Genomic DNA, 19071 nt, shown 5'->3' on the forward strand with positions numbered 1-19071 from the left:
GCCGGAAATCCTCTGACGCCACAAACGTCAGGTGGGGGTCATGTGATCCGGACCAAGATCCGGGCAGGGACAACTCCCTAGGATGAAGAATAGCCTCAGGGATTTTGTTGGCTACGTACCTGGCAGTACCCGTCGCCGGACTATCTAGGGGTTGGCGCCCTCGCGCTCAAGGGCTTCTGCGAGCGATTCGAGGCGCGATGCGAGCGCTTCGGCGCGCGCAGCAAGCGCGGGGTCTGGCCCAGCGGGAATTGCTGCCTCGGGGCGCTTGTCGATGAGCTGATCGGCGAGCAGCAGCGAGGCAAACAGGAATTGGCGTGCTTCGGACAGGGTCCCGAGACCCGACAGCGCCTCGCGGCTCTTGCCATCGACCAGGCGGGCGGCCGTGCGCAAATTCTCTTCTTCCCCTTCGCGGCACGCGACCTGGTAGGTGCGCCCGGCGATATTGAGGTCGACCAGCGCGGACATCAGGCGGCCGCGCTCCGAATGAGTTCGTCGAGCTCTTCGACGACCTCCCGCACCTTGGCGCGGAGCTCCTCATCGCGATTCTCTGCGGGCTGGCGATTGGCGAGCGCACGCTCGACCCGCTGCAAGGCGCGCTCCGCGCGATCCAGCGCCGATCCAAGGGCTCCATCGTCCATTTTCAATTCGCTACGCACTTTGGCGATTCCGGGCAAGCGTTGACGCGGAACGGCTCACCGGACAAAGGAACCGCGCCGCCGCCATGAGTCCTTGAGGCGGCATGAACCCCATTGCCGGAGCCTCGATGCAGCCGACCGATCGCCGCCTCGCCAACGCCATTCGCGCACTCGCGATGGATGCCGTCGAGGCCGCCAACAGCGGCCATCCGGGAATGCCTATGGGCATGGCCGACGCGGCGACCTCCTTGTTCACGCGGCATCTGAAGTTCGACGCATCCGACCCGCATTGGCCCGATCGAGACCGGTTCATCCTGTCCGCCGGTCACGGGTCGATGCTGATTTATGCGCTGCTCTATCTCGCCGGTTACGACCGCCCGACGATCGAGGACATCAAGCGCTTTCGCCAGCTCGGATCGCCGACCGCCGGACATCCTGAGAATTTCGAGCTAGCCGGCGTTGAAGTCACTACCGGCCCGCTAGGGCAGGGCGTCGCGATGGCGGTCGGCATGGCCGTGGCCGAGCGCCATTTGAATGCGGTCTATGGCGACGATCTCGTCGATCACCACACCTTCGTCATCGCCGGCGACGGTTGCTTGATGGAAGGCGTCAACCATGAGGCGATCGGCCTTGCCGGCCATCTCAAGCTCGGGCGCCTGATCGTCCTCTGGGACGACAATGACATCACCATCGATGGCGCCGCCGAACTGTCGCGCAACGAGGACGTCGTCGCGCGCCACCAGGCCGCGCAGTGGCACACTTGCGAATGCGATGGGCTCGACACCAACGACGTCGACCGCGCGATCAAGGAAGCACTTGCGGATCCGCGCCCGAGCCTGATCCGCTGCAAGACCATCATCGGCTATGGGGCGCCGAACAAGCAGGGCACCGCCGCGACCCACGGTGCCGCGCTCGGCGCCGAAGAGATTGCCGCGGCCCGCGTCGAGCTTGGCTGGGACCTGCCGCCGTTCGAGGTTCCCGACGACGTGCTGACCGCCTGGCGTACCGTCGGCAAGCGCGGCGCGGTCGATCATGCGGCGTGGAAGGACCGGCTCGACGCCAGCGATTGCAAGGTCGAATTCCTGAGCCGAATCAACGGCAAGGTCAGCGACAACTGGCTGAAGCCATATCTCGACAAGCTGCTCGCCGATTTGAAGCCGGTCGCGACGCGCAAGGCGTCGGAGATGGCTCTGGAGGCGATCAACGTCGCGCTTCCCGCCACGATCGGGGGCTCGGCCGACCTCACCGGATCGAACAATACCAAGACGAAGGCGCTCGAGCCGCTGACGGCCGACAATTACGGCGGCCGCTATATCTATTACGGCATTCGCGAGTTCGGCATGGCTGCGGCGATGAACGGCATGGCGCTGCACGGCGGCGTGATCCCGTATGGCGGCACCTTCCTGGTGTTCACCGACTATGCCCGCCCCGCGATCCGCCTGAGCGCACTCCAGAATGCACGGGTGATCTACGTCATGACCCACGATTCGATCGGGCTTGGCGAAGACGGCCCGACCCACCAGCCGATCGAGCATCTGCAGAGCCTGCGCGCGATGCCGCAGCTCGAAGTTTATCGCCCCGCCGACGCGGTGGAGACCGCCGAATGCTGGGCGCTCGCGCTCCAGAGCGACGGCCCGTCTGTGCTCGCGCTGACCCGGCAAAATGTGAAGCCCGTCCGCACGGCCAAGTCGGACGAAAACCTCTGCGCGCGTGGCGCCTATCGGCTGAAGTCGGCCGAAAATCCTCGCAAGGTGATCATCCTTGCGACGGGGTCGGAGGTGGAGATTGCGCTCGCCGTTGCCGAGCAATTGGACGGGCAGGGGATCGGCACCGACGTCGTCTCCATGCCGTGCACCGAGCGGTTCGATGCGCAGCCGTGGGATTACCGCGAGGAAATCCTGCCCGACGTCAGCAACCGCCAGATCCTGCGCGTCTCGATCGAGGCGGGGACGACGTTCGGGTGGGAGCGCTACACCGGGCTTCATGGCTTGAGGATCGGGATCGACCGGTTCGGCGTCTCCGCGCCGGCGCCGGACGCTTACAAATATTTCGGGCTCACCCCAGATGCGATCGTGGGCCGGGTGCTGGAGCAGATGAAACAAAGGGAAATTGCATGACCAAAGTTGCAATCAACGGCTTCGGCCGCATCGGCCGGCTGGTCGCTCGGGCGATCCTCGAGCGGCCCGATTGCGGGCTGGAGCTGGTGAGCGTCAACGACCTGGCCGATGCCAAGTCGAACGCCTGGCTGTTCAAGCACGACAGCGTGCACGGGAAATTCCCGGGCGAAGTGACGACCGACGGCAATGATATCGTCGTCAACGGCAAGCGCATCCAGGTGACGGCGGAGCGCGACCCCGCCAACCTCCCGCACAAGGCGAACGGCGTCGACATCGCGCTCGAATGCACCGGCTTCTTCACCGACCGCGAGAGCGCGCAAAAGCATATCGACGCGGGTGCGAAGAAGGTCCTCATCTCGGCTCCGGCCAAGGGCGTCGACCTGACCGTCGTCTACGGCGTCAATGACGACAAGCTCACCGCAGAGCACAAGATCGTCTCCAACGCCTCGTGCACGACCAATTGCCTCGCGCCGATTGCCAAGGTGTTGAACGATGCGCTCGGCATCGAGCGGGGGCTGATGACCACGGTCCACGCCTACACCAACGACCAGAAGATCCTCGACCAGATCCACTCCGACCTGCGGCGGGCGCGCGCTGCGGCTATGTCGATGATCCCGACCACCACCGGTGCCGCCCGTGCGGTTGGCGAGGTTCTACCCGAGCTGAAAGGCAAGCTCGATGGCTCGGCGATCCGCGTGCCGACGCCGGACGTCAGCCTGGTCGACCTGACCTTCACGCCGAAGCGCGACACGACACGTGATGAAGTGAACCAGATCCTCAAGGCCGCGTCGGAAACGGAGCGGCTCAAGGGCATTCTCGAGTACACCGACGAACCTTTGGTCTCGATCGACCTCCAGCACACCAGCGCGAGCTCGACCATCGACAGCCTCGAAACCGCGGTGATCGACGGCAAGCTGGTTCGCGTCGTCAGCTGGTACGATAATGAATGGGGCTTCTCGAACCGCATGCTCGACACGGCGGCGGCGATGGGCAAGCTCTAAGGCGACAGTGGCCGGCTTCAAGACACTCGACGACCTGCCAGAGGATCTGGCCGGCAAGCGCGTGCTCGTTCGCGTCGACCTCAACGTGCCGATGGATGGCGCGAAGGTGACCGACGACACGCGCTTGCGGGCAATGCTTCCGACGGTGCTGGAATTGAGCGACCGGGGCGCGATCGTGCTTTTGCTATCGCATTTTGGCCGGCCCAAGGGCGAAGTTCGCCCTGACATGTCGACCGCGCAGCTCGTGCTGCCCATTCACCGGCTTGCCGCCAGGTCAGTGCGGTTCATTGAAGATTGCCAGGGACCCGAGGCGGCGCGCGCGATCGCGACCATGCTTCCGGGCAATATCGGCGTGCTGGAGAATACGCGCTTCCATGCGGGTGAGGAAAAGAACGACCCCGAGTTGGCGAAGGCGATGGCGGCGCTCGGCGACTATTATGTCGACGATTCTTTCTCGACCGCGCACCGAGCGCATGCATCGACGGAAGGGATCACCCATTACCTGCCGAGCTTCGCAGGCCGCGCAATGCAGGCGGAGCTCAACGCGCTCGAACGGGCGCTTGGCAACCCCGAACGACCGGTTGCCGCGGTCGTGGGCGGCGCCAAGGTCTCGACCAAGCTTGCCGTGCTCGGCCACCTGGTGGGGAAGGTCGACCATTTGATCATCGGCGGCGGTATGGCCAACACCTTCCTCGCTGCGCGCGGGGTGAATGTCGGCAAGAGTCTGTGCGAGCATGATTTGACCGGTGAGGCCGAGGCGATCTTCGAGCGAGCCGAGGCCGCCGGCTGCACCATTCACCTGCCCTACGATGTGGTCGTCGCGAAGGAATTCGCCGCCAACCCGCCAAGCATGCGCACCTGCAACGTGCACGAGGTCGAGCCGGACGAGATGATCCTCGACGTAGGCCCGGCCGCGGTTGAGGCGCTTGGCGACGTGTTGAAGAACTGTCGCACGCTGGTGTGGAACGGGCCCTTGGGCGCCTTTGAAACGCCGCCGTTCGATACTGCCACGGTGGCGCTTGCGAAGACCGTCGCCGCGCTCACAAAGGAAGCGTCGCTCGTATCTGTCGCGGGCGGCGGCGACACCGTCGCCGCGCTCAACCACGCGGGTGTGGCCGATGATATCAGCTTCGTTTCCACCGCGGGCGGGGCGTTTCTTGAATGGATGGAAGGGCGTACGCTTCCGGGCGTCGCTGCACTGGAACAGGGATCGAAATGAATCACTCGGACATGATGGCGAAGATCGAACGTGGCGACGGCTTCATTGCCGCGCTCGACCAGTCGGGCGGGTCCACGCCCAAGGCGCTCAAAGGCTATGGCGTCGAAGAAGGCACATGGAGCGGCGACGAGGAAATGTTCGGACTGATCCACGAGATGCGCTCGCGGATCATCAAGTCGCCGTGCTTCGGTAGCGGCAAGGTGATCGGCGCGATCCTGTTCGAGCGGACGATGGATGGCACGGTCGACGGCAAGCCGACGCCGCAGGCGCTGATCGACCTTGGCGTCGTGCCCTTCATCAAAATCGACAAGGGCCTGGAGGACGAGGAAAACGGCGTTCAAATGATGAAGCCGATGCCGGACCTCGATGCCTTGCTCGAACGAGCGAAGTCGCTCGGCGTGTTCGGCACGAAGGAGCGTTCGGTGATCAATTCGGCGAACACTGCTGGTGTTGCCGTGCTCGTGGCGCAGCAATTCCAGGTTGCGCGGCAGGTACTCGCCCACGGCCTGGTCCCGATCATCGAGCCCGAAGTGAACATCAAGAGCCCGGAGCGCGCCGAGTGCGATGACCTGCTGCTCACGGCCATCCTCGAAGAGCTCGACGAGTTGGCCGAAGGCCAGCGCGTCATGCTGAAGCTCTCGATCCCGGCCGAAGCGGGCAAATTTGAGAGCTTGGTTATGCACCCCAAGGTCCTGAAGGTGGTTGCGCTATCCGGCGGCTTTAGCCGTGCGGAGGCGTGCGCCGAGCTTGCCAAGAATCCCGGCATGATCGCCAGCTTCAGCCGAGCACTGCTTTCCGACCTTCGCGTGCAACAGAGCGACGAGGAATTCGATCGCACGCTCGGCGGCGCGATCAATGAAATCTACGACGCGTCGACCACGAAGGTTCCGGCCTGATCTTGGACGAGGTTGCCCGAGATTTCGCGGAGGCATTCGCGCCTACCGAGCGCGGCTCTTGCCAGCTTTACCTGGTCAGCCCGCCTGAAGTGACTGGTGCGTTTCCGGACCGGCTGAAAGCGGCGCTCGAGCCTGGAATCGCCACCGCCTTCCAGTTGCGCGTCAAGGACATGGAGGAGCATAAGCTCGCGCGCTTAGCCGAGCCGCTCCAGCGGATATGCGCCGACGCGAACGTCGCCTTCATCGTCAATGACAGCATGGCGCTAGCCAAGCGGCTCGGAGCCGACGGCGTCCATCTGGGGCAGAGCGATGGTGACGTGCGCGAGGCCCGTGCTTTGCTCGGGCCATCTGCGCAGATCGGCAAGACCTGCCACGACAGTCGTCACTTCGCGATGGAGGCGGGCGAGGCCGGGGCTGACTACGTCGCCTTCGGCGCTTTCTATCCGACCACGACCAAGCCCTCGAACTATCGTCCCGACCCGTCGATCCTGACCTGGTGGTCGACCCTGTTCGAAATCCCCTGCGTCGCGATCGGGGGCATCACACCCGACAACGCCAAGCCGCTGGTCGATGCCGGCGCGGACTTCCTCGCCGTGGTCCAGGCGGTGTGGGGGAAGGACGATCCGGCAGCCGCGGTTCTGGCATTCAAGGACGTTCTCGGCTGATCCGCCTCGGGGCGTAGAGCGCGGGGCGGAAACTCTCGCCCCTTTCATCGTTGCAGCTGGACAACGTTCACCACACGAGAGTTGCCGAGCATGACGAAGATCGTCGCCACCGCATTCCTGACGGCGGTCGCCACAAGCTTTTTCTGGATCTGGTTCTACGGGACTGTTCCGCAGTCCCGGCCAGAGGTTGAGCGCAGCGGCAATGTCGTCGCCGTGAAGCCGGAAAATGCGCCGCCGGTCGTCGTTGCGCAGCAGGTCGAGGTCAGCCCGACCGGGCTCGCGATTCCGGTGGTCGGCATCAAGGCCGGGCAGCTCTCCGATACCTATGACGATGCGCGCGGGCAGGGGCGGCGGCACGACGCGATCGACATTATGGCGGGTGAGGGGACACCGGTCATCGCCGCAGCGGACGGCAGGATCGAGAAGTTGTTCAACAGCGTTCGCGGCGGGATCACCATCTACGAGCGCTCAGCCGACCAGAACTGGATTTACTATTACGCCCACCTGTCAGCCTACGCGCCTGGCCTTGCCGAGGGGCAGGAGGTGAAACGGGGGCAAGTGATCGCCCGCGTCGGCCATACCGGCGACGCCAATGCTGCTGGCCCACACCTTCACTTCGCCATCAACCGCATGGCGGCAGGTGAGCGCTGGTGGAATGGAACGCCGATCAATCCCTATCCGCTGCTTGCCGGAAAATAGGGTTGGCGCTAGGGGCTGCCGCGGCTCTTTCCATTCAGTCTAAGCAGGTAAGCGATCCCATGAAGATCAGCGGCGTGGACATCCGTCCCGGCAACATCATCGAATATGAAGGCGGCATTTGGCGCGCCGTGAAGATCCAGCACACCCAGCCCGGCAAGGGCGGCGCTTACATGCAGGTCGAGATGAAGAACCTCATCGACGGCCGTAAGACCAACGTTCGCTTCCGCTCCGCCGAAACGGTCGAGCGCGTCCGCCTCGACACTAAGGACTTCCAATACCTGTACCATGACGGCGACATGCTCGTGTTCATGGACAAGGATACCTACGAGCAGGTTTCCCTGCCCGAGGATCTGCTCGGCGAGCCGGCCGCCTTCCTTCAGGACGGCATGGACGTGGTGATGGAGCTCTACAACGAGCGGCCGATTAGCGTTCAGCTGCCCGACCAGGTCGAAGCGACGATCGTCGAAGCCGACGCGGTCGTGAAGGGCCAGACAGCGAGCTCTTCCTACAAGCCCGCAGTGCTCGACAACGGGGTAAAAGTGCTCGTCCCGCCACACATCACGAGCGGAACGAAGATCGTCGTCGACGTCTACGAGCGCACCTACGTCCGCCGCGCGGACTAATCCATGGTCTCGCACTCCGGCCTGATCACCGTCATGCAGCGCGCCGCGCGCAAGGCGGCGCCGCGCCTGCGCCGCGATTTTGGTGAGGTCGAGCAGCTCCAGGTCAGCCGCAAGGGGCCGGCCGACTTCGTATCGATGGCCGACAAGAGGGCCGAGCAAACGCTGGTCGAGGAGCTTCGCAACGCGCGTCCCGACTGGGGCATGCTGCTCGAAGAGGGCGGGGCAATCGAGGGTAACCCGGACAAGCCGCGATGGATCGTCGATCCGCTCGATGGCACGACCAACTTCCTGCACGGCGTTCCCCACTTCGCTATCTCGATTGCAGTCGAGGAGAAGAAACCGGGTGGCGGGACGGAAATCACGCAGGCACTCGTATACCAGCCCCTGACCGACGACAGCTATTGGGCGGAGAAGGGCCGTGGCGCGTGGCTTCAGGATGCGCGGCTTCGCGTGTCAGCTCGCCGCGATCTCTTCGAAAGCCTGATCGGTACGGGAATTCCCCACCTTGGCCGTGGCGATGCCGAAAGCTGGTCGAAGATCTACAATGCCGTCGCGCCGCAGGTGTCCGGCGTGCGCCGCTTCGGCGCTGCGTCGCTCGATCTTGCCTGGGTCGCTGCGGGCCGGATGGACGGCTTCTGGGAAGACGACCTCGATGTGTGGGACACGGCCGCGGGCATCCTCCTCGTGAAGGAAGCCGGAGGCTTCGTAACCGATTACCGCGGTGGCGACCGTTCATTCGAGCGGCGCGAATATGTCGCGGGATCGGGCTACATCCACAACAAGCTTCAAAAGCTGGTTGCCGGAGCGCTCAGGTGATCCTCGCCGCCCTGCTCGCAGCTGCCGCGACGGCGCAGCCTGTGACGGTGCTGACGATCGACCCCAAGCATCGTCTCGTGGAAGGCGTTGCAAGCGACGGCACGACCATCTGGGTGTCGAGCATCCTCGATCGGCAAATCCTAGCCTGCAAGAAGAGTTGCAGGACGCTGGCGACTCTTCCGGCGCCTCTCCATCCGTTCGCAGTTGCGTGGGACTCCACGCGCAAGCGCCTGTGGGTCGCGGCCGATTGCCCGCCGGGCGTTCCGGCGATCACGGCGTGCGACCGCGGCGCGCTCATCGCGCTCAACGCAAGCGGAAAGGTGATGACCCGCATCGCGCCGGCCAGCGGCAGCTTCCACCCTGGCGACGTGTCCGCGTCCGACGCGGGGGTTTTCGTCAGCGATAGCCAGAATGGCGCGGTCTATCGCCTGAGCACCGACGGCTACAGCCTTTCGCCGGTGATCGAGCCTGGGGTCGGCAAGAGCGGGCAGGGCACCACAATGGACACTGACGGCAAGCAGTTGATGGTTGCCGACTACAGCCAGGGCATCGGTGTCGTGGACCTCGACAGCGGGACGCGGACCCTGCTTCCGCGCCAGGACCGAAAGCCGCTCCGCGGAATCGATGGCCTAACCCGCTGCGGTGCCACTTATTATGGCATCTACAATGGCGCGGCGCCCGGCCTGCTGGTGTCGATCGCCCGGACCACGACCGGCATCGAGTTCGGCCAGCCGTTGGGCGATTACACGCTGCCCGATCCGACCCAGATCGCCTTCGACGGAAAGCGGTTGCTCATCGTCGCGGATTCGGGCTGGGCGACTCTCGACAAGGCGGATTTCAAGCGCACGACGGGCACACCGATCATTGCGGTGCCGCTGAAAGACGATTGCACCCCCGAATAAGCCGCAAATGGGCCGGTTTTCCTTCGCCACCGGTGTTGCGGCCTGCGGGTCGCTGTCCTAAAGCCCCCGCCAAGTTTCAGACCTTCGGAGTTTCCCCTTGGCTAGCGTCGCCGCAGGCTACCTGCCGATCCTGCTGTTCCTGATCGTGGCCCTCGGCCTGTCGACGGGCTTTGTCGTGCTGCCCATGCTGGTCGCGCGTCTGACGGGAACGCATCGGCCCGACCCGGCCAAGCTCAGCGAATATGAGTGCGGATTTCCCGCCTTTGAGGATGCGCGCGCGGAGTTCGATGTGCGCTTTTACCTCGTCGCCATCCTGTTCATCGTCTTCGACCTCGAAGCGGCTTTCCTGTTTCCGTGGGCGGTCAGCCTCGATTTCACGCGCATTTCGGGTTGGGCAGCGATGATGCTGTTCCTCGCCGAGCTTGCCCTGGGGCTCGCTTATGCGTGGAAGAAAGGGGCGCTCGAATGGGAGTAATGCTGAGCCCCAACGAAGACCGGATGCCGACCGAGGAAGAACTCGCGCGGATCGCCGGCCTCGTCCCCGGAGAAGTCGACCAGAAGAAACTCGAAGAGCTTCGCCAGTCCTTGAACGAGAAGGGGTTCATGGTCACCACGGCCGAGGATCTGTTCACCTGGGCGCGCACCGGATCCCTGTGGTGGATGACGTTCGGTCTGGCGTGCTGCGCGGTCGAGATGATCCACGTGAATATGCCGCGCTACGATCTCGAGCGGTTCGGCGCCGCGCCTCGCGCGAGCCCGCGCCAGTCCGATGTGATGATCGTCGCCGGGACCCTCTGCAACAAGATGGCTCCCGCGCTTCGCCGCGTCTACGACCAGATGAGCGAGCCGCGTTACGTGATCTCGATGGGCAGCTGCGCCAACGGTGGCGGCTATTACCATTACAGCTATTCGGTGGTGCGCGGCTGCGACCGCATCGTGCCGGTCGACATCTACGTGCCCGGCTGTCCGCCGACTGCTGAGGCTTTACTCTACGGCATCATGCAATTGCAGCGGAAGATCCGCCGCGAAGGGACGATCACCCGCTGATGGCATCCGCAGCGCCCCTTTATGCCGACGCCCCCGCGTCGCTCGCCAAGCTCGCCAAGGCAAAGCCGCGCCCCGGGTTGGAGACGGCGTTCGACGTGGCGCGCGACGACCTGATCGGGGTGATGAAGTCGCTTCGTGATAGCCACGAATACCAGCAGCTGATGGAGATCGCCGGCGTCGACTATCCCGACCGCGCGGAGCGGTTCGAGGTCGTTTACTGCCTGCTGTCGCTGACGAAGAATCATCGCGTTCGGGTTCATGTCGCAACCGACGAAGCGACCCCTGTGCCCAGCGTGACCTCGCTGTGGCCGGTCGCCGGATGGCTCGAGCGCGAAGTGTTCGACATGTACGGTGTCACCTTCGCCGGCAATTCGGATCTCCGCCGGATCCTCACCGACTATGGGTTCGAGGGCTATCCGCAGCGGAAGGACTTCCCGCTGACCGGCCATGTCGAGCTGCGCTACTCGGAGGCGGAAAAGCGCGTGGTCTACGAGCCAGTCTCGCTTCCGCAGGACTTCCGGGGTTTCGACTTCCTCATGCCGTGGGAAGGCGCGCAATATGTGCTCCCCGGTGACGAGAAAGCCGTTGGCGAAGCGCCCGGCGCGCCGTCTCCGGCGCCGGCGCCGACCGCGACAACGCCTCAGAACGTGAAAACTCCAGCGGCGACCCCGAAAACGACCGACACGCCGGCGCAGACCGGTGGTGGCGCTCCTGCAAACGCTCAGGCGACAAAGGAAGCGCGCAAGCCGCGAGCGGCCAAGGCCGCGAGCGAGGTCAGCAAGAAGCCGCGGGGTCGTAAGTCATGACCGACACCCGCACTCGCCCAAAGACTCGCAAGGTCGAAGTGAATGTCGGCGGCGCGTCGGAAGGCGAACCGATCGGCCATGCGCGCACGGCCGGCGACGACAAAATTTCCAACTACACGATCAACTTCGGGCCCCAGCACCCGGCAGCGCACGGCGTGCTCCGGCTGATCATGGAGCTGGACGGCGAAATCGTCGAGCGCGTCGATCCGCATATCGGGCTGCTCCACCGCGGCACCGAGAAGCTGATCGAGTACAAGACGTACGCGCAGGCGCTGCCCTACTTCGACCGGCTCGATTACTGCTCGCCGATGTGCATGGAGCATAGCTTCGTGCTTGCGATCGAGAAGCTGATGGGCCTCGAGATCCCGCTTCGCGCCCAATATATCCGGGTGCTGATGGCGGAGCTGACCCGCATCTCCAATCATATGCTCAACCTCGGCAGCCACATCATGGACGTCGGCGCGATGACGCCGAACCTGTGGTTGTTCGAAATCCGCGAAGACACGCTCCAGTTCTACGAGCGGGCGTCGGGCGCGCGGATGCACGCCAATTACTTCCGCGTCGGCGGCGTTCGGTATGACCTGACCGAGAAGATGCTGGTCGATCTGCAGGACTGGCTCGACAACCGCTTCCAGCTTTTCGAGGACGCGATCAGCCTTGTCGCCGACAACCGCATCTTCAAGCAGCGCAACGTCGACATCGGCACCGTCAGCAAGGAAGATTCGATCGCCTGGGGCTTCTCCGGTCCGATGATCCGCGCCGCCGGCATCCCATGGGATATCCGCCGGTCGCAGCCCTACGAAGTCTACGACCGGATGGACTTCGAGATCCCGGTCGGCACGCGCGGCGACTGCTACGACCGCTTCATGGTTCGCGTGGAGGAAGTGCGCCAATCGGCGAAGATCATGCGCCAGTGCCTCAAGGAAATGCCGTCAGGGCCGGTCGCGACCGACGACCGCAAGGTGTTCCCGCCGAGCCGCGCCGAGATGAAGACGTCGATGGAAGCGCTGATCCATCACTTCAAGCTCTACACCGAGGGCTATCACGTGCCCGCGGGCGAGGTTTATGTCGCGACCGAAAGCCCCAAGGGCGAGTTCGGCGTCTACCTCGTCGCCGACGGCACCAATAAGCCCTATCGCTGCAAGATCCGCCCGACTGGGTTCAGCCATCTCCAGGCGATGGATTTCATGATGAAGGGCCACATGCTCGCGGACACGACCGCGGTTCTCTCTGCGATCGACGTCGTGTTTGGGGAGGTGGACCGGTGATTGGGGCACTGCTTGCCATTGCGGTTTCAGTGGCCGTTCCGGATGGACCGTCGAAGCTTGTCTTGGCTCGTCAGTTCGTGGAAGCATTCATAAAGGAGCCTGCAAGCGCCAGGCGTCTCGTAACGAAGGATGCGGTGGTCGTTTCTGGAGACATGGGCTTCCACATGACGGAAGCTCTGGATCCAAAGGAACCGAACCCCTTTGCCGCCTGCACCTTGGATACCCTTGCGTACAGTCCCGAAGCGACTGCAGCCATTCGAAAAGAGACAAATGCTGCTTTAGAGAAGGCTCAGGGAGTTCCGTCTGCCTTTGACGGGACGATGCACTGCATAGCATCTGGTCAAATTCACGATTCGAAATTTCGTGTGATGTTGCTCGACGATAAGGTCGCGCTCTTCCAGCTGCTAGGGGCGCATTAATGGCTGGCCAAGGCTCCTTTATCGACGACGCGGCCGAGCGCGCGCGCTGGGAAGGCTTCGCCTGGACCGACGCCAATGCGAAGGCCGCGAAGGAAATCATCGCGCGCTATCCGGCGGGTCGTCAGCAGTCGGCGGTGCTTCCGCTGCTCGACCTTGCCCAGCGCCAGGTCGGCGCGGAAACCAACACGCAGGGCTGGCTGCCGATTCCGGTGATGGAATATGTCGGGAAAGAACTCGACATGCCCTACGTCCGCGTGCTCGAGGTCGCGACCTTCTACACCATGTTCAACATGCACCCGGTCGGCCGCTTCCACGTCCAGGTGTGCGGAACGACGCCGTGCATGCTGCGGGGGTCGGACGACGTCTTCACCGCGTGCAAGAAGCGTGGGCTGAAGGAGGGCAAGACGACCAACGACGGCCTGTTCACCCTGACCGAGGTCGAGTGCCTGGGCGCCTGCGCCAACGCGCCGATGGTCCAGATCAACGACGACAATTACGAGGACCTGACGGAAGAGAGCATGGGCGCGATCCTCGATGCGCTGATGCGCGGCGAGACGCCCAAGCCCGGACCGCAGATCGACCGCAAGACCAGCTGTCCCGAAGGCGGCCCGACCGTCCTCAAGAAGATGGCCGAGCGCAATTACGATTACCGCCCGCAATGGACGGCGACACCGGGAGAGGGCGCATGATCGGCGTCATCATCGCCGTGATCCTGGTGATCCTGCTCGGCGGCATCCTGCTGCACCTGCTCAAGATCGCGATCATTCTCGCGCTCGCCGTGGGCATCGTGATGTTCGCCCAGAACAAGCTCGGGAATAAGCGGATCAAATGACGATCGTCGCCATCCTCGTCGCGGTCGTGCTCGCGTTCCTCGCCTTCCGGTTCGTTACCGGGATGATCAAGTTCGGCGTCATCGCGATCATCGCGGTCGTCGTGATCTACCTGCTCGCCAAGGGCGGAGGGCTCGGCTGATGGGCTATACCGGACCGCTTAGCGACAAGGACCGCATCTTCACCAACGTCTACGGGTTCCAGAGTCCGGACCTGAAGGCGGCGCAGGCGCGTGGCGACTGGGACAATACCAAAGGGCTGATGAAGATCGGCCAGGACGCGATCATCGACGCGGTGAAGGCGTCCGGACTTCGCGGTCGCGGCGGCGCCGGCTTCCCCACCGGGATGAAGTGGAGCTTCATGCCCAAGGAGCCCAAGCCCGGCAAACCCAATTTCCTGGTCATCAACGCTGACGAATCCGAGCCTGGAAGCTGCAAGGACCGGGAGATCCTTCGCCATGACCCGCACAAGCTGGTCGAAGGCGCGCTCATTGCGGGTTTCGCCATGCGTTGCCGCGCCGCCTACATCTACGTGCGCGGCGAATTCATCCGTGAAACCGAAGCGTTACGGCGTGCTGTTGCTGAAGCCTATGAAGCCGGATTGCTCGGCAAGAATGCGGCCGGATCGGGCTTCGACTTCGACGTTTTCGTCCATCGCGGCGCAGGCGCGTACATCTGCGGCGAAGAGATGGCGATGCTCGAAAGCCTCGAGGGCAAGCAGGGCAAACCGCGGCTGAAGCCGCCGTTCCCGGCCGGCGCCGGCCTCTACGGATGCCCGACCACCGTCAACAATGTCGAATCCATCGCGGTGGTCCCGACCATCCTGCGGCGCAGCCCGGAGTGGTTCGCGAGCTTCGGCAACCCGAAGAACGAAGGCACCAAGCTGTTCCAGATCTCGGGTCATGTGAATTGCCCGTGCGTCGTCGAGGAATCGATGGGGATCAGCTTCCGCGAGCTGATCGACCGGCATGCCGGCGGGATTCGCGGCGGGTGGGACAACCTCCTCGCGGTGATCCCGGGCGGGTCGTCGGTCCCGCTGGTGCCCGCAGCCGAGATCATGGACGCGCCGATGGACTTCGACGGCCTCAAGGCGCTTGGCTCCGGCCTCGGCACCGCGGCCGTTATCGTCATGGACAAGTCGACCGACATCGTCCGCGCGATCAGCCGCATCAGCTATTTCTACAAGCACGAGAGCTGCGGCCAGTGCACGCCGTGCCGCGAGGGTACCGGCTGGATGTGGCGCATGATGGAGCGCCTCCGCGAAGGCGACGCCGAAGTCGCGGACATCGACAAGTTGCTCGACGTCACCAAGCAGGTTGAAGGCCATACCATCTGCGCGCTTGGCGACGCCGCGGCCTGGCCGATCCAGGGCCTCGTCCGCCATTTCCGCCCCGAGCTTGAGCGCCGCATCGCCGAGCGCACCGGCAAGCGCCTCCTGGAGGCGGCGGAATGAGCACGACGACGATCATCGTCATTCTCATCGTCGTCGCGATCGTCGCGCTGTTGGCGGTGCGGTCGAGCCGCCCGAGCATTACGACGATCGAGCGTGTCCGCGTCGAGCGCGAGAAAGAGATTGGGGATCGCGACGATGCCTAAAGTCACCGTCGACGGCGTTGAGCTGGAGGTCCCGCAGGGCGCGACCGTGCTGCAGGCGTGCGAGCTTGCCGGCAAGGAGATCCCGCGCTTCTGCTATCACGAGCGGCTTTCGATCGCCGGCAACTGCCGCATGTGCCTGGTCGAGGTGGCGCCTGGCCCGCCCAAGCCTCAGGCGAGCTGCGCACTACCTGCCGCTGACGGCCAGGCGATCCGTACCGACACGCCGATGGTCAAGAAGGCGCGCGAGGGGGTGATGGAGTTCCTGCTCATCAACCACCCGCTCGACTGCCCGATCTGCGACCAGGGTGGCGAATGCGACCTCCAGGACCAGGCGATGGCCTATGGCCGGAGCTACACCCGCTACGAAGAGAACAAGCGGGCAATCGACGACAAACATATGGGCCCGGTCATCAAGACCGCGATGACCCGCTGCATCCAGTGCACGCGCTGTATCCGCTTCTCGAGCGAAGTCGCCGGCGTCGACGATATCGGCATGCTGTACCGGGGTGAGGACAGCCAGATCACGACGTACCTCGAGCACGCAGTGACGGGCGAACTGTCAGGCAATTTGGCCGACGTATGCCCGGTCGGCGCGCTGCTGCAGAAGCCGCAGATCTTCGAAATGCGGCCGTGGGAGCTGCGCAAGGTGCCCGCCATCGACGTGATGGACGCGGTCGGATCGAACATCCGGCTCGACGTTCGCCAGCGGCAGGTCATGCGTGTGCTTCCGCGCATCAACGAAGACGTCAATGAGGAGTGGATCAGCGACAAGACCCGGCACCATGTCGACGCGCTGGTTCGCAACCGATTAGACCGGCCGTGGGTGCGTGAAGCCGACAAGCTGCGCGAGGCGAGCTGGGCGGAGGCGCTGCAGATCTTTGGCGACCGCTTGAAGAAGGCGAAATCGAAAGTCGCCGCGGTTGCGGGCGACTTGCTCGATGCCGAGACCATGTATGCGGCGAAGAAGCTGCTTGCCGGGCTTGGATCGACCCTGATCGAGGGCCGCCAGACGGGCATGACCTACGATACGTCGAGCCTGAGCGCGGTTGCTTTCAACTCAACCATCGCCGGCATCGAGAATGCCGACGTCATACTCCTCGTCGGCACCAACATCCGCTGGGAAGCGCCGCTCATCGCCAGCCGCGTCCGCAAGGTCGCGCGCAAGGGCGGCAAGGTGTTTGGCGTCGGGCCCGAAATCGACCTTGCGATGAAGGTCGAATGGCTGGGCGACGACCTGAAGCTGCTCGGCAAGCTGCCGAAGGCCGTGAAGGATGCGTTTGCTTCAGCCGAGCGCCCGGCGGTAATCGTCGGCGGTGGCGCACTTGCGGCGGGCGGGCAGGGCGCGAGCCTCGCGCTTGTCGATAGCCTCGGCCTGATCAAGGACGGTTGGAACGGCTACAACGTTCTGCATTTCTCGGCGTCGCGGATGGCCGGGCTGGTGCTCGGTTATGCGCAGCCTGGTGGTCTCGCGGACCTCGAAGCAGCGAAGCCGGAAGTGGTGCTTCTGCTGGGCGCGGACGAAATGCCCGCCGATCGGTTCGAGGGCGCGTTCAAGGTCTATATCGGCCACCACGGCGACAAGGGGGCCAAACAGGCCGATCTTGTGCTTCCGGGCGCGGCCTATGCGGAAAAGCACGGCACCTACGTCAACACCGAAGGTCGAGTTCAGCGCAGCGAGAAGGCCGCTTTCGCGCCGGGCGAGGCCCGCGAAGATTGGGCGATCCTGCGCGCGGTCAGCGAGCTTGCCGGCAAGAAGCTGCCGTTCGACAGTTTCGACCAGCTCCGCGCTGCGATGGTCAAGGAATATCCGCAGCTCGGCCGCGACGTGTTGATCGACTTGCCGTGGTCGGCGCCCAAGCTCGATGCCAAGGCGAGCGGTCCGATTCGCTACCCGATCTCCGATTTCTTCCTGACCAACGCCATCTGCCGCGCGAGCCCGACCATGCACCGCTGCTCCGAAGAGCTGGTGCGGGGCGTTAGCTTCCAGGAGGCCGCTGAGTGACCGACTTCTTCGTCAACAGCTGGCACATGCAATATGGCTGGGCGTGGTTCCTCGCCACGATCATTGGCATCCTGGTGATCGCGCTGCCGCTGATGCTCGCGGTGGCGATGATCATTTATGCCGAACGCAAGATCTGGGCCGCCATCGCGCTTCGCCGCGGTCCGAACGTGGTCGGCCCCTGGGGTCTGCTGCAAAGCTTCGCGGACGGGCTGAAGGTTTTCCTCAAGGAAACGATCATCCCGACGAGCGCGAACAAGGGCCTGTTCCTGATCGCGCCGATCGTGACCTTCACCGTGGCGTTGATCGTGTGGGCAGTGATCCCGTTCCAGGCCGGCGTCGTGCTTGCCGACATCAACGTCGGGCTGCTCTACGTCCTCGCGGCAAGTTCGCTTGGCGTCTACGGCGTGATCGTCGCCGGCTGGGCCTCCAACTCCAAATATCCGTTCTTCTCGGCGCTCCGCGCGGCCGCGCAGATGGTGAGCTACGAAGTCTCGATCGGCTTCGTGCTGATCAGCGTCGTGCTCTACGCCAACAGCTTCAACCTCTCGACGATCGTGCTGGAGCAGAAGGGGTTCGGGCTCGGCATCGTCAATGCCTATGGGTTCAATCTGCTGCTGTTCCCGATGTGGGTGGTGTTCTTTATCAGTTCGATGGCCGAGACCTTCCGCACGCCGTTCGACCTGGTCGAAGCAGAAAGCGAGCTCGTCGCCGGGCACCAGACCGAATATTCGTCGATGAGCTTCGCGCTCTTCTGGCTCGGCGAATATGCCAACGTCATCCTGATGTGCGCGCTGAACGCCATCCTGTTCTGGGGCGGCTGGCTGCCCCCGGTCGACTGGGCGCCGCTGTACCTCATCCCCGGCATCCTGTGGCTCTTCGCCAAGATGTGCTTCTTCTTCTTCTGCTTCGGCTGGGTGAAGGCGACCGTGCCGCGCTATCGCTACGACCAGCTGATGCGTCTTGGCTGGAAGATCTTCCTGCCGCTGTCGCTGCTGTTCGTCGTGCTGGTCTCTGGCTGGCTGATGCTGACGCGTTATGGGGGCGCACTATGATTTCGCGCACCATCAAGGCCTTCACGCTTTGGGAATTCGTCAAGGCGCACGCGCTGACCTTGAAGTATTTCTTCAAGCCCAAGGCCACGATCAATTATCCGTACGAGAAGACGCCGACGTCGCCGCGCTTCCGCGGCGAGCACGCGTTGCGCCGCTATCCCAACGGTGAGGAACGCTGCATCGCGTGCAAGCTGTGCGAGGCGGTCTGCCCGGCGCTGGCGATTACGATCGAGGCTGAGCCGCGCGAGGACGGCAGCCGCCGGACCACCCGCTACGACATCGACATGGTCAAATGCATCTACTGCGGGCTTTGCGCCGAAGCGTGCCCGGTGGATGCCATCGTCGAGGGCCCCAACCTAGAATTCGCGACCGAAACGCGGGAGGAATTGCTCTACGACAAGGCGAAGTTGCTGGCCAACGGCGACAAGTGGGAACAGGCGATCGCGGCTAACCTTGCCGCTGATGCGCCCTACCGATAA

The 19071-nt window shown here is 63.9% G+C and carries 24 protein-coding genes; 22 read left to right on the plus strand and 2 right to left on the minus strand.

Features of this window, described 5'->3' with window-relative positions; genetic code table 11:
- Window positions 1-144 precede the first annotated feature (144 nt).
- Together AC4K8G_RS01525 and AC4K8G_RS01530 are read right to left on the minus strand one after the other, a co-directional pair.
- The gene (locus AC4K8G_RS01525; protein WP_491732423.1) at window positions 145-465 is read right to left on the minus strand and encodes a cell division protein ZapA; all 321 of its coding nucleotides are present in this window, start codon (window positions 463-465) and stop codon (window positions 145-147) included.
- Entirely contained in the window at window positions 465-638 is a 174-nt protein-coding gene (locus tag AC4K8G_RS01530) for a hypothetical protein (RefSeq protein WP_491732424.1), read from the minus strand. Before AC4K8G_RS01530 ends, AC4K8G_RS01525 begins: the two co-directional genes overlap by 1 nt.
- Window positions 639-763: 125 nt before the next feature.
- Here AC4K8G_RS01530 and tkt point away from each other — a divergent pair, with 125 nt between their 5' ends.
- From tkt to nuoI, 22 genes are all read left to right on the plus strand, one after another.
- Entirely contained in the window at window positions 764-2752 is a 1989-nt protein-coding gene (tkt, locus tag AC4K8G_RS01535) for a transketolase (protein WP_491734384.1), read from the plus strand.
- On the plus strand, window positions 2749-3753 hold the full coding sequence (gap, locus tag AC4K8G_RS01540; RefSeq protein WP_491732425.1) for a type I glyceraldehyde-3-phosphate dehydrogenase: 1005 nt from the start codon (window positions 2749-2751) through the stop codon (window positions 3751-3753). The genes tkt and gap overlap by 4 nt, the downstream gene beginning before the upstream one ends.
- A gap of 7 nt (window positions 3754-3760) precedes the next feature.
- Window positions 3761-4972: a phosphoglycerate kinase gene (locus AC4K8G_RS01545; RefSeq protein WP_491732426.1), complete on the plus strand. Its 1212-nt coding sequence runs from the start codon at window positions 3761-3763 to the stop codon at window positions 4970-4972.
- Window positions 4969-5868, plus strand: coding sequence for a fructose bisphosphate aldolase (locus AC4K8G_RS01550; RefSeq protein ID WP_491732427.1), 900 nt, complete (start codon window positions 4969-4971; stop codon window positions 5866-5868). Before AC4K8G_RS01545 ends, AC4K8G_RS01550 begins: the two co-directional genes overlap by 4 nt.
- 2 nt (window positions 5869-5870) lie before the next feature.
- Window positions 5871-6533 carry a thiamine phosphate synthase gene (thiE, locus tag AC4K8G_RS01555; RefSeq protein ID WP_491732428.1) on the plus strand — a complete coding sequence of 221 codons (663 nt, stop codon included), beginning with the start codon at window positions 5871-5873 and terminating at the stop codon, window positions 6531-6533.
- A gap of 90 nt (window positions 6534-6623) precedes the next feature.
- On the plus strand, window positions 6624-7232 hold the full coding sequence (locus AC4K8G_RS01560) for a M23 family metallopeptidase (RefSeq protein WP_491732429.1): 609 nt from the start codon (window positions 6624-6626) through the stop codon (window positions 7230-7232).
- 59 nt (window positions 7233-7291) lie between these two features.
- Window positions 7292-7855, plus strand: coding sequence for an elongation factor P (gene efp, locus AC4K8G_RS01565; RefSeq protein WP_491732430.1), 564 nt, complete (start codon window positions 7292-7294; stop codon window positions 7853-7855).
- A 3-nt stretch (window positions 7856-7858) separates the two neighbouring features.
- Window positions 7859-8671 (plus strand): inositol monophosphatase family protein, encoded by an 813-nt coding sequence (locus tag AC4K8G_RS01570; protein WP_491732431.1) that lies wholly within the window; start codon window positions 7859-7861, stop codon window positions 8669-8671.
- Window positions 8668-9573, plus strand: a complete 906-nt coding sequence (locus tag AC4K8G_RS01575; RefSeq protein WP_491732432.1) for a hypothetical protein — start codon at window positions 8668-8670, stop codon at window positions 9571-9573. The genes AC4K8G_RS01570 and AC4K8G_RS01575 overlap by 4 nt, the downstream gene beginning before the upstream one ends.
- Window positions 9574-9670: 97 nt before the next feature.
- A complete protein-coding gene (gene ndhC / locus AC4K8G_RS01580; RefSeq protein WP_491732433.1) occupies window positions 9671-10048 on the plus strand; it encodes an NADH-quinone oxidoreductase subunit A in 378 nt (125 codons plus the stop codon).
- A 23-nt stretch (window positions 10049-10071) separates the two neighbouring features.
- Window positions 10072-10620, plus strand: a complete 549-nt coding sequence (locus AC4K8G_RS01585) for a NuoB/complex I 20 kDa subunit family protein (protein ID WP_491734385.1) — start codon at window positions 10072-10074, stop codon at window positions 10618-10620.
- Window positions 10620-11426, plus strand: coding sequence for an NADH-quinone oxidoreductase subunit C (locus AC4K8G_RS01590; RefSeq protein WP_491732434.1), 807 nt, complete (start codon window positions 10620-10622; stop codon window positions 11424-11426). Before AC4K8G_RS01585 ends, AC4K8G_RS01590 begins: the two co-directional genes overlap by 1 nt.
- On the plus strand, window positions 11423-12694 hold the full coding sequence (locus AC4K8G_RS01595; protein ID WP_491732435.1) for an NADH-quinone oxidoreductase subunit D: 1272 nt from the start codon (window positions 11423-11425) through the stop codon (window positions 12692-12694). The genes AC4K8G_RS01590 and AC4K8G_RS01595 overlap by 4 nt, the downstream gene beginning before the upstream one ends.
- A complete protein-coding gene (locus AC4K8G_RS01600; protein WP_491732436.1) occupies window positions 12691-13113 on the plus strand; it encodes a hypothetical protein in 423 nt (140 codons plus the stop codon). Before AC4K8G_RS01595 ends, AC4K8G_RS01600 begins: the two co-directional genes overlap by 4 nt.
- Window positions 13113-13802 (plus strand): complex I 24 kDa subunit family protein, encoded by a 690-nt coding sequence (locus AC4K8G_RS01605; RefSeq protein ID WP_491732437.1) that lies wholly within the window; start codon window positions 13113-13115, stop codon window positions 13800-13802. Before AC4K8G_RS01600 ends, AC4K8G_RS01605 begins: the two co-directional genes overlap by 1 nt.
- Window positions 13799-13945, plus strand: a complete 147-nt coding sequence (locus AC4K8G_RS01610) for a hypothetical protein (RefSeq protein ID WP_491732438.1) — start codon at window positions 13799-13801, stop codon at window positions 13943-13945. The genes AC4K8G_RS01605 and AC4K8G_RS01610 overlap by 4 nt, the downstream gene beginning before the upstream one ends.
- A complete protein-coding gene (locus AC4K8G_RS01615; protein WP_491732439.1) occupies window positions 13942-14085 on the plus strand; it encodes a hypothetical protein in 144 nt (47 codons plus the stop codon). Before AC4K8G_RS01610 ends, AC4K8G_RS01615 begins: the two co-directional genes overlap by 4 nt.
- Window positions 14085-15395: an NADH-quinone oxidoreductase subunit NuoF gene (gene nuoF, locus AC4K8G_RS01620; protein ID WP_491732440.1), complete on the plus strand. Its 1311-nt coding sequence runs from the start codon at window positions 14085-14087 to the stop codon at window positions 15393-15395. Before AC4K8G_RS01615 ends, nuoF begins: the two co-directional genes overlap by 1 nt.
- Window positions 15392-15538, plus strand: a complete 147-nt coding sequence (locus AC4K8G_RS01625; RefSeq protein WP_491732441.1) for a hypothetical protein — start codon at window positions 15392-15394, stop codon at window positions 15536-15538. Before nuoF ends, AC4K8G_RS01625 begins: the two co-directional genes overlap by 4 nt.
- On the plus strand, window positions 15531-17540 hold the full coding sequence (gene nuoG / locus AC4K8G_RS01630; RefSeq protein WP_491732442.1) for an NADH-quinone oxidoreductase subunit NuoG: 2010 nt from the start codon (window positions 15531-15533) through the stop codon (window positions 17538-17540). Before AC4K8G_RS01625 ends, nuoG begins: the two co-directional genes overlap by 8 nt.
- 26 nt (window positions 17541-17566) lie before the next feature.
- A complete protein-coding gene (gene nuoH / locus AC4K8G_RS01635) occupies window positions 17567-18592 on the plus strand; it encodes an NADH-quinone oxidoreductase subunit NuoH (RefSeq protein ID WP_491734386.1) in 1026 nt (341 codons plus the stop codon).
- Window positions 18589-19071 carry an NADH-quinone oxidoreductase subunit NuoI gene (gene nuoI, locus AC4K8G_RS01640; RefSeq protein WP_491732443.1) on the plus strand — a complete coding sequence of 161 codons (483 nt, stop codon included), beginning with the start codon at window positions 18589-18591 and terminating at the stop codon, window positions 19069-19071. Before nuoH ends, nuoI begins: the two co-directional genes overlap by 4 nt.

This window comes from Sphingomonas sp. SP3 (assembly GCF_058514305.1).

Coding starts and splice junctions, on each gene's coding strand:
- AC4K8G_RS01525 (WP_491732423.1), bottom strand. CDS start 465: ATGTCCGCGCTGGTCGACCTCAATATCGCCGGGCGCACCTACCAGGTC.
- AC4K8G_RS01530 (WP_491732424.1), bottom strand. CDS start 638: ATGGACGATGGAGCCCTTGGATCGGCGCTGGATCGCGCGGAGCGCGCC.
- tkt (WP_491734384.1), top strand. CDS start 764: ATGCAGCCGACCGATCGCCGCCTCGCCAACGCCATTCGCGCACTCGCG.
- gap (WP_491732425.1), top strand. CDS start 2,749: ATGACCAAAGTTGCAATCAACGGCTTCGGCCGCATCGGCCGGCTGGTC.
- AC4K8G_RS01550 (WP_491732427.1), top strand. CDS start 4,969: ATGAATCACTCGGACATGATGGCGAAGATCGAACGTGGCGACGGCTTC.
- AC4K8G_RS01560 (WP_491732429.1), top strand. CDS start 6,624: ATGACGAAGATCGTCGCCACCGCATTCCTGACGGCGGTCGCCACAAGC.
- efp (WP_491732430.1), top strand. CDS start 7,292: ATGAAGATCAGCGGCGTGGACATCCGTCCCGGCAACATCATCGAATAT.
- AC4K8G_RS01570 (WP_491732431.1), top strand. CDS start 7,859: ATGGTCTCGCACTCCGGCCTGATCACCGTCATGCAGCGCGCCGCGCGC.
- AC4K8G_RS01585 (WP_491734385.1), top strand. CDS start 10,072: ATGCCGACCGAGGAAGAACTCGCGCGGATCGCCGGCCTCGTCCCCGGA.
- AC4K8G_RS01590 (WP_491732434.1), top strand. CDS start 10,620: ATGGCATCCGCAGCGCCCCTTTATGCCGACGCCCCCGCGTCGCTCGCC.
- AC4K8G_RS01595 (WP_491732435.1), top strand. CDS start 11,423: ATGACCGACACCCGCACTCGCCCAAAGACTCGCAAGGTCGAAGTGAAT.
- AC4K8G_RS01605 (WP_491732437.1), top strand. CDS start 13,113: ATGGCTGGCCAAGGCTCCTTTATCGACGACGCGGCCGAGCGCGCGCGC.
- AC4K8G_RS01610 (WP_491732438.1), top strand. CDS start 13,799: ATGATCGGCGTCATCATCGCCGTGATCCTGGTGATCCTGCTCGGCGGC.
- AC4K8G_RS01615 (WP_491732439.1), top strand. CDS start 13,942: ATGACGATCGTCGCCATCCTCGTCGCGGTCGTGCTCGCGTTCCTCGCC.
- nuoF (WP_491732440.1), top strand. CDS start 14,085: ATGGGCTATACCGGACCGCTTAGCGACAAGGACCGCATCTTCACCAAC.
- AC4K8G_RS01625 (WP_491732441.1), top strand. CDS start 15,392: ATGAGCACGACGACGATCATCGTCATTCTCATCGTCGTCGCGATCGTC.
- nuoG (WP_491732442.1), top strand. CDS start 15,531: ATGCCTAAAGTCACCGTCGACGGCGTTGAGCTGGAGGTCCCGCAGGGC.
- nuoH (WP_491734386.1), top strand. CDS start 17,567: ATGCAATATGGCTGGGCGTGGTTCCTCGCCACGATCATTGGCATCCTG.
- nuoI (WP_491732443.1), top strand. CDS start 18,589: ATGATTTCGCGCACCATCAAGGCCTTCACGCTTTGGGAATTCGTCAAG.